This window comes from Aphanothece microscopica RSMan92 (assembly GCF_046613545.2).
Classification (GTDB): Bacteria; Cyanobacteriota; Cyanobacteriia; order PCC-6307; family Cyanobiaceae; genus NIES-981.
This window is the reverse complement of the sequence record NZ_JBKKKY020000032.1, coordinates 16,973-30,443: the sequence shown is the minus strand read 5'-3', so window position 1 is coordinate 30,443 and position 13,471 is coordinate 16,973. Positions and strand designations below refer to the sequence as shown.

At 70.9% G+C, this 13,471-nt stretch carries 14 protein-coding genes and 1 tRNA gene; 7 read left to right on the top strand and 8 right to left on the bottom strand.

Features of this window, described 5'->3' with window-relative positions; translation table 11 throughout:
- Positions 1–867: FAD-dependent oxidoreductase (locus tag ACLD7X_RS10185; protein WP_425625172.1), on the bottom strand; the 867-nt coding region annotated here is incomplete at its 3' end.
- A 130-nt stretch (positions 868–997) separates the two neighbouring features.
- Between ACLD7X_RS10185 and ACLD7X_RS10180 the strand changes: the two genes are divergently transcribed.
- Both ACLD7X_RS10180 and ACLD7X_RS10175 read left to right on the top strand, forming a co-directional pair.
- Positions 998–1,069 (top strand) — tRNA-Val (locus ACLD7X_RS10180).
- Positions 1,070–1,259: 190 nt separating this feature from the next.
- On the top strand, positions 1,260–2,057 hold the full coding sequence (locus ACLD7X_RS10175) for a helix-turn-helix domain-containing protein (RefSeq protein WP_411423509.1): 798 nt from the start codon (positions 1,260–1,262) through the stop codon (positions 2,055–2,057).
- Here ACLD7X_RS10175 and ACLD7X_RS10170 read toward each other — a convergent pair.
- Positions 2,038–3,669 (bottom strand): Ppx/GppA phosphatase family protein, encoded by a 1,632-nt coding sequence (locus ACLD7X_RS10170; protein ID WP_425625171.1) that lies wholly within the window; start codon positions 3,667–3,669, stop codon positions 2,038–2,040. The genes ACLD7X_RS10175 and ACLD7X_RS10170 overlap by 20 nt on opposite strands.
- Between ACLD7X_RS10170 and ACLD7X_RS10165 the strand changes: the two genes are divergently transcribed.
- Together ACLD7X_RS10165 and ACLD7X_RS10160 are read left to right on the top strand one after the other, a co-directional pair.
- The gene (locus ACLD7X_RS10165; RefSeq protein WP_425625169.1) at positions 3,668–4,717 is read left to right on the top strand and encodes a 4-hydroxybenzoate polyprenyltransferase; all 1,050 of its coding nucleotides are present in this window, start codon (positions 3,668–3,670) and stop codon (positions 4,715–4,717) included. The two genes, ACLD7X_RS10170 and ACLD7X_RS10165, sit on opposite strands and share 2 nt — an antisense overlap.
- On the top strand, positions 4,714–5,652 hold the full coding sequence (locus ACLD7X_RS10160) for a S66 peptidase family protein (RefSeq protein ID WP_411423506.1): 939 nt from the start codon (positions 4,714–4,716) through the stop codon (positions 5,650–5,652). Before ACLD7X_RS10165 ends, ACLD7X_RS10160 begins: the two co-directional genes overlap by 4 nt.
- A 1-nt stretch (position 5,653) precedes the next feature.
- Here ACLD7X_RS10160 and ispD read toward each other — a convergent pair whose 3' ends face one another.
- Entirely contained in the window at positions 5,654–6,358 is a 705-nt protein-coding gene (ispD, locus tag ACLD7X_RS10155; RefSeq protein WP_411423505.1) for a 2-C-methyl-D-erythritol 4-phosphate cytidylyltransferase, read from the bottom strand.
- A 68-nt stretch (positions 6,359–6,426) separates the two neighbouring features.
- On the opposite strand from ispD, the gene ACLD7X_RS10150 reads away from it, so the two are divergent.
- Positions 6,427–7,260: a glycosyltransferase family 9 protein gene (locus tag ACLD7X_RS10150; RefSeq protein ID WP_411423504.1), complete on the top strand. Its 834-nt coding sequence runs from the start codon at positions 6,427–6,429 to the stop codon at positions 7,258–7,260.
- A 64-nt stretch (positions 7,261–7,324) separates the two neighbouring features.
- Complete coding sequence (gene fabG, locus ACLD7X_RS10145) at positions 7,325–8,077, top strand: 3-oxoacyl-[acyl-carrier-protein] reductase (RefSeq protein ID WP_411423503.1); 753 nt, start codon at positions 7,325–7,327, stop codon at positions 8,075–8,077.
- 3 nt (positions 8,078–8,080) lie between these two features.
- On the opposite strand, the gene ACLD7X_RS10140 is transcribed toward fabG, so the two are convergent.
- Complete coding sequence (locus tag ACLD7X_RS10140; protein WP_412006736.1) at positions 8,081–8,320, bottom strand: hypothetical protein; 240 nt, start codon at positions 8,318–8,320, stop codon at positions 8,081–8,083.
- Positions 8,321–8,461: 141 nt separating this feature from the next.
- On the opposite strand from ACLD7X_RS10140, the gene groL reads away from it, so the two are divergent.
- The gene (gene groL / locus ACLD7X_RS10135) at positions 8,462–10,120 is read left to right on the top strand and encodes a chaperonin GroEL (RefSeq protein ID WP_411423501.1); all 1,659 of its coding nucleotides are present in this window, start codon (positions 8,462–8,464) and stop codon (positions 10,118–10,120) included.
- A gap of 55 nt (positions 10,121–10,175) precedes the next feature.
- Here groL and ACLD7X_RS10130 read toward each other — a convergent pair whose 3' ends face one another.
- Genes ACLD7X_RS10130 through ACLD7X_RS10115 form a run of 4 tightly spaced genes read right to left on the bottom strand, consistent with a single transcriptional unit; the run spans position 10,176 to position 13,463 of the window.
- Complete coding sequence (locus ACLD7X_RS10130; RefSeq protein WP_411423500.1) at positions 10,176–10,868, bottom strand: N-acetylmannosamine-6-phosphate 2-epimerase; 693 nt, start codon at positions 10,866–10,868, stop codon at positions 10,176–10,178.
- A 3-nt stretch (positions 10,869–10,871) separates the two neighbouring features.
- On the bottom strand, positions 10,872–11,525 hold the full coding sequence (locus ACLD7X_RS10125; protein WP_411423499.1) for a hypothetical protein: 654 nt from the start codon (positions 11,523–11,525) through the stop codon (positions 10,872–10,874).
- Between the two features lie 12 nt (positions 11,526–11,537).
- Positions 11,538–12,404, bottom strand: coding sequence for an ABC transporter permease (locus tag ACLD7X_RS10120; protein WP_411423498.1), 867 nt, complete (start codon positions 12,402–12,404; stop codon positions 11,538–11,540).
- 6 nt (positions 12,405–12,410) lie between these two features.
- Complete coding sequence (locus ACLD7X_RS10115) at positions 12,411–13,463, bottom strand: ABC transporter ATP-binding protein (RefSeq protein ID WP_411423497.1); 1,053 nt, start codon at positions 13,461–13,463, stop codon at positions 12,411–12,413.
- Between the last annotated feature and the right edge of the window lie 8 nt (positions 13,464–13,471).

Sequence of the window (13,471 nt, the reverse complement as noted above, 5' to 3'; positions counted from 1 at the left end):
CATCAGCAGGCTGTGGGCGCCGGCGTTCACCACCACATGGCGGGCCCGGATCTCGCCGGCGGGCAGGGCCGATGCAGCGCTGCAGCCGGCCGTCGGCGCCACCGCAACCCGGTAGCCCTCCCCATCGGGCGTGATCCGGGTGACCGTGGTGCCGAGGTGCAGGTCCACCCGCCGGTCGGTTTCCACCGCCGCAGCCCGGGCCTGATCGACGAACGAAGCGGTGAGGGCCTCGTAGTCCACGGCGGTGTAGGTGCTGCGGATGCCGATGGCCACCAGCTCCTCCGGACGGGGATCACCGTCCACCAGGACGACCCGGGGCTCCCATGCCGCAATCTCCTCCTTCTCGAGGAGCTCCATCGCCGGGAAGTGGGGTGAAAAGCGCTGAAAGCGCTCCCGCAGGAAGGCGCATTCCGTCTCCCCCACGCCCAGCACCATCTTCGGGGTGCGGAACACACACCGCTCGCGAGTCGGGGGATCGAGCAGCTCCGCGTAGCGCACGATCATCTCGGCGGTCCGCTTGACCCGCAACGCCTTCTCGAGGGTGTAGTTGGTCTCGATGTCGCCGCAGTGGATGGTCTGGCTGTTGTTGGTGGCGCGGGAGTTGACTGCGGCAAGCCGGTCGTAGCGCTCCAGGAGCGCGATCCGCTTCAAGTCGGTGTAGCGGGCGAGTTCGAACAGCAGCGCCGTGCCGCAGACACCGCCACCGACGATCAGCACATCGACCATGCCGGGTTCCAGGCCTGGGTCGAGCGCGGGGTCTGCCGACCTGCCGGAGGGCTCTGGCGCCTTGCCGGAGGGCTCTGCCGGGGGACGGTCGGGCGGGGGGCAGGCCGGTCGATCAGGGCTGGCGTCAGCGGCTGTGCTCACAGGTCCCGGCGGAGATGGGCCCATGTTCGCCGATGGGGGAGCTGATGGGGCGCCGCTACGGGAGGCGGCCCCGGCCGTGTTTTAAGCTCGATCGCGTCGGGACAGTTCGCTACGGACCCTTCCGACCGACGGGCGATTAGCACAGCGGTAGCGCACTTCCTTCACACGGAAGGGGTCACTGGTTCGAATCCAGTATCGCCCATCTCCACCCTGCACTCCCCAGCAGGCCTCCATCCCCCAGCCGCTCTGCCCATTCCAGCAGGCCTGCACCTCCACGAAGCCCTGGCCACTCCCCCGGCGAGGAGCCCTTCCGGCTTGCGCTTCAGGGCCTGAGCTGCAACCCTGGCCGGCAGAGCCAACTCCTCCCTCTCCACCTGGATCCTGACGATCCCATGAGCGCAGACCCCAACCCGGAACTGCAGCGCCTGGGCCAGTGCCTGCAGGAAGCCCGGTTGCAGCAGGGTCTGAGCATCGAGGAGCTGGCCGGGCGTCTGAACATGGGACCCGAGCAGCTTCAGCATCTTGAAGCCGCCGACAGCAGTGCCCTGCCGGAGCCGGTCTTCGTCATCGCCCAGGCCCGACGGGTGGCCTGCAGCCTTGGGGTGGACATCGATGGGCCGATCCTGGCCTTGCGCCGCAGCGAGGGCTTCGCCGCCGCCAGGCCCAACCGCGACGGCCCAGGCAGTCCGCCCACCGCGTCGTCGTCCCGACCGGCCCGCCACGACCGGACCAGGGTGCCCGTCAGGGCGCTCGGAGGGCTGGCCCTGGCGGCCGGACTGGTCAGCGGCGCTGTGGCGCTGCAGCAGCGGGGCCTGGTGCCCCCGCTGGCCCTGCCCTTCCCACGCCAGCCGGCTGGCCTGGAGCCCGTCGGCAGACCGGCGAGCCCAGCAGCAGAGTCGTCCTCTGCAGAGACGTCAACAGCAGCGGTGGCGGGAACGGCGACGCCCGCAGCCGCCCTGCGCCTTCAGGCCCGCCAGCCCAGCTGGATCGAGGTCCGCACCAGCTCAGGCACCAGCCTCTTCCGCGGCACCCTTGAGGGAGAACAGACCTTCCCGCTCAAGGACGGGGAGCTGCTGGTGCTCGCCGGCCGGCCCGATCTGGTGGACGTGACGGTGGGTGGAGCGCAAGCCAGACCCCTGGGCACCATTGACAAGGTGACCTGGCACCGGTTCAGGGCTCCCGCACCCTGAGCTCCAGCCCACTGGCCTGGGCCACGGTCTCGGCGCAGGACCGCAGACTCCAGCGCTCCAGGCTCAGCTCCCCGGGAGCTTCGCCCGGTGGTGCTTCCAGCGGGATCAGCTCCACCTCCAGCACCCCCGCCTCGGCAGGCAGCACACGGATCGCCTCGATCACCGCAGCCGGCCGCCGGTCGAGGGCGGCGGCGAGCCTCAGCAGCAGCGCCATCGCAGCGACCGTGCGCCGCTCCTCACGCCCTTCGATCAGCTGCCAGGACTCATGCCGCTTCTTCGGCAGGCCGCGGCGGTGGTAGCGGGCGATGGCCGCGACCATCAGATGTTCGGGTTCGGAATAGCCCAGGAGCTCGCCGTGGCGGATCAGGTACCAGGTGTGCTTGTGATAGGCCGAGATGTTGATGCTCTTTCCGCAGGTGTGGAGCTGGGCCGCAGCCCACAGCAGCGCCCGCCCGTCGCCGCTGTCGTCATGCAGGAGTCCGCGGGTCTGGTCGTAGAGGCTCAGGGCATGGCCCGCGACGCGATCGGCCCGGTCCCGGTCGATGCCATAGCTCTGGGCCAGGTGCAGCACGGTGCGTTCCCGGATCGAACTCTGGAAGGAGAAGCGATCGCCGAGCAGGTGGTTGCGGAGCATCCAGTCGACGATCAGCCCCTCCCGCAGAGCCCGATCGCAGACGATCAGCTCCCGGGCGCCGAGCATGCCCATCGCGGTCTGCAGGATCAGGGATCCCGGCACGATGATTTCAGCCCGGCGTTCGTTGATGGCCGCCAGGCCGCGGCGCTGCTCCGGGGTCATCACCACCAGCTGGGCGACGAGCTGGTCGATCCGCTCCTTCGACAGGCGGTAGCCCTGCAGCTTCAGGGCGGGCTTGGCGTCTTCGGCGGCCGCGAGGGCGGCCAGGGCCATGGCCGTTCCGCTGGTGCCCACCAGCCGCGGCGCCTCGCCCGGTCGCAGGGCCCTTCGCAGCTCCGCCACCGCCGGGTCCAGCGCTCCCTGGATGTAGGCCTGGAGGAAGGAGCGCTGCTCGGGAGGCAACGGCTCGACCTGGCAGAACTCCCGCTGCAGGCGGACCGCGCCGATGCGGGTGCTGGAGAGGGTGCGGGCGTCGCGACCGTCGGCGAGCACCAGTTCGGTGGAGCCCCCGCCGATGTCGATGATCATGTGGGGATGGTCCCCGAAGGCCATGCCGGAGAGGACCCCCAGGTAGATCAGGCGGGCCTCCTCGGGCCCGCTCACAAGCTCCACCGGCAGTCCGAGCTGATCATGCAGGACCTGGAGGAACTCGCGGCCGTTGGGGGCCTCGCGAACGGCGCTGGTGGCGGCCGTGACGATCTGCTCGACGCCGTGGCTCTCGGCCAGATCCCTGTCATGGCGGAGGGTACGGAACGCCCGTTCGATCGCCTCCGCGCTGAGGTCGCCCGTTTCCGGGTCACGCTCCCCGAGGCGGGTGGTGGCCTTCTCCGCCAGCAGCACCGAGAAACTGCGCAGCTGCTCATCCACCTCCGCAATCAGCAGATGGATCGAGTTGGTGCCGATGTCGATGGCCGCCACCCGCCGCCGATCTGCCCGCTGGGGGGTTGGGGTCTGGGCCATCGAACTGAGGGCAGCCATGGCGGCGTCAGTTTGCCACTCCCCGGTGACCGGTGCGGCGCGGCCGGTCCCGGCAGCAGGCCTAGCCTTCGCCCCGACGTCGTCACAAGGGGCGTCGTCACAAGGGGGAGACGGCATGGGCAAGGCGGAGCTCGGCCCAGCGGGCCGCAGCAGGGGGGGCGGAGGCGTCGTCAGCAGGCTGGGGGCCTGGCTCGAGCTCGTGCGCTGGCACAAGCCCAGCGGTCGGCTGATCCTGTTGATTCCGGCCGGCTGGAGCCTCTGGCTGCTGCCTGCGGTGCCGCCCCCCCCGGCCCTGGTGGCGGCCATCGTGGTGGGAGGCCTGGCGGTGAGCGCCGCCGGCTGCATCGCCAATGACCTGTGGGATCGCCGCATCGACCCCCTGGTGGAGCGAACCCGCACCCGGCCGCTGGCGGCGGGGCGGGTGGGAACCCTGGAGGCCCTGATGCTGCTCGCGATCAGCCTGGCGGCGGGCCTGGCGGTGGTGCTGTGGGGCCTCCCCGGGGAGAGCCGCGGGCTCTGCCTGGGCCTGGCGATGGCCGCCCTCCCCCCGGTGCTGCTGTACCCCTCCGCCAAGCGCTGGTTCGCCTACCCCCAGCTGGTGCTGGCCCTCTGCTGGGGCTTTGCGGTGCTGATCCCCTGGGCCGCCGCCACCGGATCGCTGGCGGGCGGCTGGCCACTGGCACTCACCTGGCTGGCCACCCTGCTGTGGACCTTCGGCTTCGACACCGTCTACGCCATGGCCGATCACGACGATGACCGCGCCATCGGCATCCGCAGCAGTGCCCTGAGTCTGGGCCGGCGTGCCCCCCTGGTGGTGAGCCTCTGCTACGCGGCCACGGCGCTGGCGCTCGCCCTGGCCGCTGGTTTGAGGGGTCTGGCCCCGGCGAGCTGGCTCGTCTTCGCCGTCGCCGCGCTGGGCATGCTTCGGGAGGGCTGGAGCTTGCGGCGCCCCGGCCTGGGCCGCGGCGACTTCGGCCGCCATTTCAGCCACCAGGTCTGGCTGGGGGGGTTGCTCCTGCTGGCCCTCGTGCTGGGCCGGCTGCCGTGAACCTGCCCGCCCACCAGCCCAGGCCCCTGAGGGAAGGGGATCGCGTGGCCCTGGCGGCGGCCAGCTCGGCCCTGCCGGATCCGGCGGACCTCGGCCGCCTCGAGGCCGGGATCGCCGTGCTGGAGAGCTGGGGACTGGTCGTGGAGCGCCGACCTCTCCACCAGCGCTCCTGGGGCTACCTGGCCGGGAGGGACGCGGAGCGCCGGGCGGACCTGACCCGCGCCGGCGAAGTCGGGGCCGAGCTGCTGGCCTGCCTGCGGGGCGGCTGGGGCGCGGCCCGGCTGCTGGAGCACCCCCTGGCGCTGCCGGCGCGCTGGCTGCTGGGATTCAGCGATGTCACCTCCCTGCTCTGGGCCCAGCTCGCCCAGGGCAACGCAGGAGGGGTGCACGGCCCCCTGCTCACCACCCTGGCGGCGGAACCCCCGTGGAGCCGCGAGCGGCTGCGGGCCTTGCTGTTCGGCGAACCGGTGGCGGATCTGGTCGGGCTGGGGTGGCGCGGCGGGGTGGCCGAGGGCCCGGTGCTGGCCGCCAACCTCACCGTGGCCACGCATCTGCTGGGCACCCCCCACCTGCCCGACCTGCGGGGCGCGATCCTGATCCTGGAGGACGTGGGCGAAGCCCCCTACCGCATCGACCGGATGCTGACCCACTGGCGCCTCTGCGGAGCCCTGCAGCAGCTCGCCGGGATCGGCCTCGGTCAGTTCAGCGGCTGCGACGAGCCCGGTCCTGCCCCGGAGCCCGGGGAGAGCGCCGCAGAGGCCAGGCCGCCACGTCGCTTCAGCCTCGAACAGGTGCTTCGGGAGCGGACGGGTGACCTGGGCATCCCCATACTCGCCGGCCTGCCGGTGGGCCATGAGCCCGGCAACGGGGCGCTGCCGCTGGGCTGGCGAGCGCGGCTCGATGCCGATGCGGGCGTGCTGCGGCTGCTGGGTTAGCTCACCGCTCCGGTCCAGCGAGCTCACCGCGCCTGGAGGCCAGCACCGCGGCAGCCACGACGAGATCGAAGGGGGTGGTGAGCTTGATGTTGGAAGGCGGCGCCTCCAGCACCCCCACGGGCAGATCCAGCCGCTCGAACAGGGCCGCGTCATCGGTGACGCTCCAACCCTCCCGGGCCGCTGTGGCATGGGCCTGGCGCAGCTGGGCGACCGGAAATCCCTGGGGGGTCTGGGCGGCCCAGAGGCCGCTGCGATCCGGGGTGGCGAGGATGGCCCCGCCCCCATCCACCTGCTTGATGGTGTCGGTGACGGGGGTGGCGGCAATGACGGCCCTGCCCGCCTCCACCGCGGCGGCGCAACGGTCCAGCAACTCCGGCTCCACCAGGCAGCGGGCGCCATCGTGGATCAGCACCCCCGTGGCTTCGGCCGGCAGGGCCGCCAGGCCCCGGCTCACCGAGTCCTGCCGCGTCTCGCCGCCCACGATCCACACCACGGGACGGTCGGGGCGGGCCGCGGCGACGATCGCCCGGACGGCCAGCTCATCGACCGGCTGGCCGACGATGCCGATCCAGCGGATGGCCCGGCTGGCCAGGGCCGCCTCCAGCGACCAGGCCAGCACCGGCCTGCCGGCCACGGCGATCAGCAGTTTGTTGCCGGCAGCACCCATCCGGCGGCCGCTGCCGGCGGCGGCGATCAACAGATGCACAGGCGTCTCCCGCGAACAGGCCAGTCCGGAACGGCTCCATACAATCAGGCCGCCGTGCCTGCCCCTGAATGCGCGCCCTGTTTCTGATCCCGGGCGACAGCAGCCTTCAGCTCCAGGCCTTCCCCGCTGTGGGCGCTGTCGCCGACCAGCTGCAGGCCCAGGTCCAGATCGTCTGTCCACCGGAGGCGGTGCCCCTCTGGGGGCTCCATCCGGGAGTCAGCCGCGCCGTTCCGTTCAACTTCGAGGCCGGCACCCTGGCCGACTGGGCCAATCTGCTCGGCACGATCCGCGAGCCCGACTTCCAGCTCTGCATCAACCGCGCCGGCGGACGGCAGGTGGATCTGATGCTCTCGATGAGCCACATCCCCAGCCGCATCGCCAGCGGAGGGTTCTCCGCCACCGAGCGGGTGAAGGAGCCGCAGGGGATCTGGCCCTGCCAGGCGTGGGAGGCCTGGCTCCAGCCGATCGGCGTGCGGCTGGAGGCCGAGGTTTTCCGGCTCACGCTCCCCCCTGCCGAGTTGCGTCAGGCGGCCGCCGAACTGCCCTCGGGGGACGGACCGGTGCTGCTGCTGGCCCCGGCCGGAGGCGAGGGCGACTGGCCCCAGGAGCGCTGGCAGGAGCTCCCCGGCCTGATCCGCCGCAGCCTGCCGAACCTGCGCACGCTGGCGGGCGGCACGGGAACCATCCGCGAGCAGGCTGCGCGGATGGCCAACGCGGACGTGGTGCTGGCCAGCGATCCCGCCAGCATCGAGCTGGCGGTTCTGCTGGGTCTGCCGGTGGTGGCCCTCGGACGGGCGTCCTCGGCGCTGCCCTCCCGGCAGGGTGTCCAGGCCCTTGGCCGGGCCGGTCAGCTCGACGGTCTGACCAGCGCAGAAGTCCTGTCCGCCCTGGGCCTCGCCTGAGCCCGCCCGGGAAGGCGCCGTCCGGGCGTCGCCATACGATCGGCCCCTGACGCATCCCAGTTCCATGGCCATCGCCACGTCCCTCGACGGTCAGGTCGCCCTGGTGACAGGGGCGAGTCGGGGGATCGGCGCCGCCATCGCCCGGGAACTGGCGGCGGCGGGCGCCACCGTGGTGGTCAACTACGCCAGCTCCCCCGATGCCGCCACGGCGGTGGTCGAGGCCATCCAGGGCGCCGGTGGCCAGGCCTGGGCCCACCAGGCCAATGTGGCCGACGAGGCTCAGGTGGAGGCCATGGTCAAGGCCGTGCTTGAGAAGGAAGGCCGCCTGGATGTGCTGGTGAACAACGCGGGCATCACCCGCGACGGGCTGCTGATGCGGATGAAGACCGACGACTGGCAGAGCGTCATCGACCTCAACCTCACCGGCGTCTTCCTCTGCACCCGGGCCGTGAGCCGGCCGATGCTCAAGGCCCGCAGCGGCCGCATCATCAACATCACCTCGGTGGTGGCCCTGTTCGGCAACGCCGGTCAGGCGAACTACAGCGCGGCCAAGGCCGGCGTGATCGGCCTCACGCGCAGCAATGCCGCCGAGTTCGCCGCCCGGGGCGTCACCGTCAATGCGGTGGCCCCAGGCTTCATCGAGAGCGACATGACCGCCGAACTCGACAAGGAACCGATCCTCAAGGCCATTCCCCTGGGACGGATGGGCAGCCCGAGTGAAGTGGCCGGTGCCGTGCGGTTCCTGGCCGCCGACCCGGCCGCGGCCTACATGACGGGCCAGGTGCTGCAGGTGGATGGCGGCATGGTGATGCGCTGAGCCCTAGCCGCCGATCGGCTGGGCCAGTTCCTCCCGCAGCCGCCGGATGCGCTGCAGCAGCCGCAGCCGCCTGCTGCGGGCGGTGAGGGTGAGGTACAGGCGCAGGGGCACGTAGATCAGGGCCATCAGCAAGCCGAGGGCCGTGACCAGCACGAACACCATGGCGTTGGCGCTGCCGGTGGGGTCCATGACGATGGATTCCCCGGCGGCCGTGTCAAGCGCGGACTGCAGCAGCTCCTCCAAGGCTCCTTCGACGGCTCCAGCGAACCCTGGCCAGACCCTATCGGCCCGGTGGCCTCTCGGCCCGTGCTGCATTCGGCTTTCCCCACCAGACCGGGCAACGGTCGCCATGGGAATCTTTCATAAAGGCACCTCTCCGACCCAATGGCCAAGCTGGTCAGCTTTTCCGACGAATCCCGCGCCGCCCTCGAACGGGGTGTCAACGCCCTGGCCGATGCCGTGAAGGTCACCATCGGTCCGAAAGGGCGCAACGTGGTGCTCGAGAAGAAGTTCGGCGCCCCGGACATTGTCAACGACGGCGTGACCATCGCCAAGGAAATCGACCTCGAGGATCCCTTCGAGAACATCGGCGCCAAGCTGATGCAGCAGGTCGCCAGCAAGACGAAGGACAAGGCCGGTGATGGCACCACCACCGCCACGGTCCTCGCCCAGGCCATGGTGCGCGAGGGCATGCGCAACGTTGCCGCTGGAGCCAATCCGGTGGGGGTCCGCCGCGGCATGGAACGGGCCGCGGCCAGGGTCGTTGAGGGCATCGCGGCCAAAGCCCAGGCCGTGGCCGGCGAGGCGATTCGTCAGGTGGCCACGGTGAGCGCCGGTAACGACGAGGAGATCGGCGGGATGATCGCCGACGCGATGGGCAAGGTGAGCGCCGATGGGGTGATCACCGTCGAGGAATCCACCTCCCTGGCCACCGAGCTGGAGATCACCGAGGGGATGGCCTTCGACCGTGGCTACAGCTCGCCGTACTTCATCACCGATCAGGAGCGTCGTGAGTGCGTCTTTGACAACGCCCTGGTCCTGATCACCGACCGGAAGATCAGCTCGATCAACGACCTGGTGCCGGTGCTGGAGGCCGTCTCCAAGAGTGGGCGCCCCCTGCTGATCCTGGCCGAGGAGGTGGAGGGCGAAGCCCTGGCCACCCTGGTGGTCAACAAGAACCGTGGCGTGCTGCAGGTGGCTGCCGTGCGGGCCCCCTCCTTCGGCGACCGGCGCAAGGCCTATCTGCAGGACATCGCCGTCCTGACCGGGGCCACGGTGATCAGCGAGGACCAGGCCATGACCCTGGACAAGGCCCTCCTCCCCGACCTCGGCCAGGCGCGTCGCATCACCATCACCAAGGACAGCACCACGATCGTGGCCACCGATGACCACCAGGCGGCCGTGGCCGACCGGGTGGCCTCCATCAAGCGCGAGCTCGACAACACCGACTCCGACTACGACCGCGAGAAGCTCACCGAACGGATCGCCAAACTTGCCGGCGGCGTGGCGGTCATCAAGGTGGGAGCGCCCACGGAAACCGAGCTGCGGAACCGCAAACTGCGGATCGAAGATGCCCTCAACGCCACCCGTGCCGCCGTGGAGGAGGGCATCGTGGCCGGGGGCGGCACCACCCTGCTTCAGCTGACCCAGGACCTCACGGAACTGGCGGCCGCCTCCCAGGGCGATGAGCGCACCGGTGTGGAGATCGTGCAGCGCGCCCTCGCCGAACCGCTCCAGCAGATCGCCGTCAACGCGGGGATCGACGGCTCGATCGTGAGTGCCGCCGTGCTCAGCAGCGGCAAGGGCTACAACGCCCAGACCGGTGTCTACGAAGACCTGATGGCGGCAGGGATCATCGATGCGGCCAAGGTGACCCGCCTGGCCCTGCAGGACGCCGTGTCCATCGCCTCGCTGCTGATCACCACCGAGGCGGTCATCGCCGACAAGCCGGAACCGCCAGCTCCCCCGGCCCCCGGTGGCGACATGGGCGGTATGGGTGGCATGGGCGGTATGGGCGGTATGGGGATGCCCGGGATGATGTGATCGCCGGCCAGGGCTGCACCCAGCCCTGGCGCTCAGGCCCAGCCTTTTCCCTGCGTCAGGCCCTGGCCTTCGCCATCGCCCCCACGTAGGCAGCCACCTGCAGGTCGACGCCGGTGATCGCCGTGCCCACGACCACCGCGTCGGCCCCCTGCTCCAGCGCGGCACAGGCCTCGGCGGCCGAGCCAATCCCCCCCTCGCAGATCAGGCTCACCGACTGAGGCAACTGGCGGCGCAGCGGGCCCAGCAGATCCCAGGCCGGCGGGGCCTGGCCGGCCGTCTCCTCGGTGTAGCCGTAGAGGGTCGTGCCGACCCAGGCACAGCCGAGCTGCGCAGCCCGCAGGCCGTTCTGGACCGAATCCACATCGGCCATCAGCGGACTCCCCAGCTCGGCGGCGGCCCGTTCGATCAGCGCGGCCAGATCAGCCCCCGCCGGCCTCGGGCGGTCGGTGGCATCGATGGCCACCACGTCGGCACCGGCGGCCCAGACAGCCCGGATCTCTTCCCAGCCCGGGGTGATGTACACCGGGCTGTCGGGGTAGGTTCGCTTCCAGAGCCCCACGATCAGGGCGTGTGGGCAACGACGCCGCACGGCGCCGATGTGCTCGGGACTTTCCAGCCGGACTCCCGTGGCTCCCTGGAGCAGACAGGTCTCCGCCACGGCCGCGATCACCTCGGGATGACGCATCGGGGATCCCTCCGGCGCCTGAACCGACACGATCAGGCCGCTGGGGATGGGCGCAGGGGCCACGGCTCAGCTGGCCTCCGGCAGAACATCGTCATCGTGGAGCCAGGCCCGCAGCCGCGCCAGCGAGGCTGGGGTCGGTGCCGGTGCGCGCCGGGAGACCGGCGACGGCGACACCGCCATCAGCCGGGGAATCAGGGGCTGCTGGGCCGAGGGCGACGGCGCTGACGCCGCGGGGGCGACCGGCTCCCGCAGGATGCCGGCCAGCACGTCCTGCTCCCGGGCGAGATCCTGCAGCCAGGAGGCCTCGCCGAAGGCCTCCGAAGCAGCGAACCCGACCCCCAGGGTGTCCTGCAGAGCAGCCATCGCACCGGAGTCAGGCGTGGAGCGGTCGGTCTCGTCGGCTGGCTCAGGCTGCAGGAACGGCTCGACGCGGGGGGCGACGACCTGATCCAGAACCTGGTCCACCCACTGGTCAACAGACTGAGCAGCCACCGGGGCCGCAAGGCCGACCAGGCCGGCCAGCCAATCCCTGGCCTCCTCACCCTGGCTCCGGCTCAGGGTGCGGTGGATCAGGCGCTCGAGGGCGGCGACACCCCGGCGGTGGACCAGCTGGTCAGCCAGACGCCGGGCCTGGGCAGCCTCGCGTTCGGCGACCGCCCCCAGCAGGCGACCCTCCAGATCGGGCCGGGCTGGCACGGGGAAGCGGGGTGGTCGGGGCACGGTGGCGGCTCGTCAGGTGAGTTTGCGATCCAGCAGGGGCCGGATCAACGCGAACAGCCCGCCCGCCAGGATCGCCAGCACCGCCAGACAGGTGGCAGCATTCAGATCTCCGTAGGGAGCCTGAAGCACCACGGCCGTAAGGGAGAGGTTGCCGGCGTAGGCGGCACGGATCGGTTCAATCGCGAAGGTAAGGGGATTCAGGGCCGCTAGCCAGCCCAGCCACGCCGGCATGAAGGAAATCGGTGCCAAGGCCGTGCTCGCGAACAGCAGGGGCAGGTTCGCGACGAAGATCACGGCAATCAGCTCAATGTGGCCCGGCAGCGCAAACGCCAGACCGAGGCTCAGGGCCGTGACGGCAAACACCAGCAGCAACAGGGTCACCAGCACCAGGAGCAGGCCATTCCCGCCCGGCCAGCCGTATCCCAGCAGGGCCGCCGTTCCCATGATGGCGAGGCTCTGCACCAGGCTCAGGGCCGTGATGTAGAGCACCGAGGCCAGCACGATCGAGCTGCGGGAGCGCAGGGGTGCCACCAGCAGCCGGTTCAGGAAACCGAACTCCCGATCGAACATCACCGGGAGCCCCGCATTCAGAGCCCCGCTGAAGGCCGTGAACACGATCACGCCCGCCCCGAGGAAGCGGCCATAGCTCACGCCGCCGGGCAGCAGGCCGGCCGGAGCCTTGGCGAACAGGGCCCCGAACAGGATCAGCCAGATCAGCGGCTGCAGCACCCCGGCAATCAGAGTGGAGGGCCGGCGCTGGAGCTGCACGAACAGGCGACGGGTCAGCGCCAGGGTCTCCTGGCTGATCTCGGCGAAGGCCGAGCCCCGGGCATCGGGAGCGTCCCCCGTGGCGGGGATGGACGAAGAGGCGGTGGTCATGGCAGGTCAGCGCATGCTCTGTTTGCGTTCAGCCTTGGGATCGCGGATCCCGGCGACGGCCAGTTCGGCGTCCATCAGGGTGCGCCCGGTGGCCTGGAGGTAGACATCATCCAGGCTCGGACGGCTCTGGGCGAGGGCGAAGACGGGCAGATCGGCCTGGGCCAGCTGGCGACGCAGCTGCTCCACCACGCCCCCGTGCTCCACCACGAGGTTGAGGGAATAGCCCTGGGCGCGGTTGACCACCACCTGGCGCACCCCCTGGCAGCCGCGGAGCAGGTCCTGGACCCGGGAGGCCTCCTCCGCGTCGCTGAACTCCCGCACCCGCAGGGTGACCCGATCGCCCCCGAGGGCATCCTTGAGTTCCGACGGAGTGCCTTCGGCGATCACCCGACCGGCTTCGAGGATGGCCAGACGGTCGGCCAGGGCATCCACCTCCTCGAGGTAGTGGCTGCTCAGCAACACGGTGGTGCCGCCGTCGCGCAGACGCCGCAGCACGTCCCAGATGGCGGCACGGCTCTCGATGTCCAACCCCACGGTGGGCTCGTCGAGAACGAGCACCTGGGGGGCGTGCAGCAGTCCCGAAGCCAGATCGAGGCGTCGCCGCATCCCCCCGGAGTAGGTGCCGCAGCGGCGGTCGATCCAGTCGGCCATGCCGAGCAACGCGACGAGCTCCTCGATGCGCCGATCCCGCCCAGCGGGTTTGAGGTGGTACAGATCGCCCTGCAGCTGCAGCAGTTCCCGACCGGTGAGGATCTTGTCGATCGCCACCTCCTGGGCCACGTAGCCGAGCAGGCGGCGCACAGCCCGCGGATCGGTGAGGGGATCGACGCCGGCCACCCGGACCGACCCCTGATCGGGGGCCAGCAGGGTGCAGAGGATCCGCAGGGTGGTGGTCTTGCCGGCTCCATTCGGTCCGAGCAAGCCGTAGAGACTGCCGGCGGGGACCGAGAGCGACAGGCCGTCGAGGGCCTGAACCCGTCTGGGGCCAGTGCCGTAACCCTTGCGGAGGTCTGCGATTTCGATCACCAGCGCCCCTCTCCGTTGGCCATCCCAGCCCATGCCCGCAG